The following is a 930-nucleotide window of genomic DNA, read 5'->3' as shown; positions in this document are numbered from 1 at the left end:
GGTCCGGCACCACCGTGCTGCGCCCCACCGACACCGGCGTGAAGTTCGATGCCGGTGCCGACCTGGCCGCCTATGACTGGGTCAACATGTCCGGCGGCTTGGTAGAACTCACAGCCACCGGCGCCTTGCGCGGCATCTGGCCTGCCGCCAACATGACCGACACCCTGACCGTGCGCGCCAGCGGCACGCTGGCCGGCAACGTCGGCCCCATCATGCAGGTCTTTGCCGACGGCATCCTGCTGGGCTCCTTCGAGATCCGCTCGTCTTCGCCGACGTACTTCAAGCTGGCCGCCCTGCCGCTGCAGGTCGGGCAGATCATCGAGGTGCGGCACACCAATCCTGCGCCGAGCCGCAACCTCAAGGTCGACTACGCCATGTCCGGCAGGACCGTGCTGCAGGCTACGGGCGGTGCCCTCAACGCGGCCTGGCCGGCCGCCAATCTCACCGACACCCTCAACATCCGTGCTCGCGCCGATGTGGCCGGTGGCACCGGCGCCATCATGCAGGTGCTGGTGGACAACCTCCTGGTCGGCACCGCCGAGGTCAACTCCACCGTCAACGCCGACTACCAGTTTGCCGTGCCGCCCATGAGTGCCGGCCGCAAGATCAACCTGGTCTACATCAACGACGGCCAGGTCAACGGCGTCGACCGCAACCTCTACATCGCCTACCTCACCACCGCCAACACGGCGCTGTTGCCCACTGCCGCGGGCAACACCTTCGACCGGGGCTTCGGCGGCGCGGGCTTTGACGGCGTCGATGTGGTTGCCGGCACAGGCAATCTGACCACCAACGGCGCGCTGCACATCAACTGGCCTGCCGCAAACATCACCAGCACCGTCACGGTCCGCGCCAGCGCCACACCGGCTGGCAACACTGGCGCGCTCATGACCTTGTGGGTCAACGGTGTGGCCGTCAGCGCCACCCACG

The 930-nt window shown here is 67.5% G+C and carries 1 protein-coding gene; it reads left to right on the top strand.

Going from position 1 to position 930, the window contains the following annotated elements:
* Nucleotides 1–14: 14 nt before the first annotated feature.
* A partial coding sequence (locus ACG00Y_RS28765; RefSeq protein WP_394485082.1) for a carbohydrate-binding domain-containing protein occupies nt 15–930 on the top strand: 916 nt, incomplete at its 3' end.

The organism is Pelomonas parva, assembly GCF_043555835.1.
GTDB lineage: Bacteria > Pseudomonadota > Gammaproteobacteria > Burkholderiales > Burkholderiaceae_C > Pelomonas > Pelomonas parva.
This window is presented reverse-complemented; position numbering and strand designations above follow the sequence as displayed.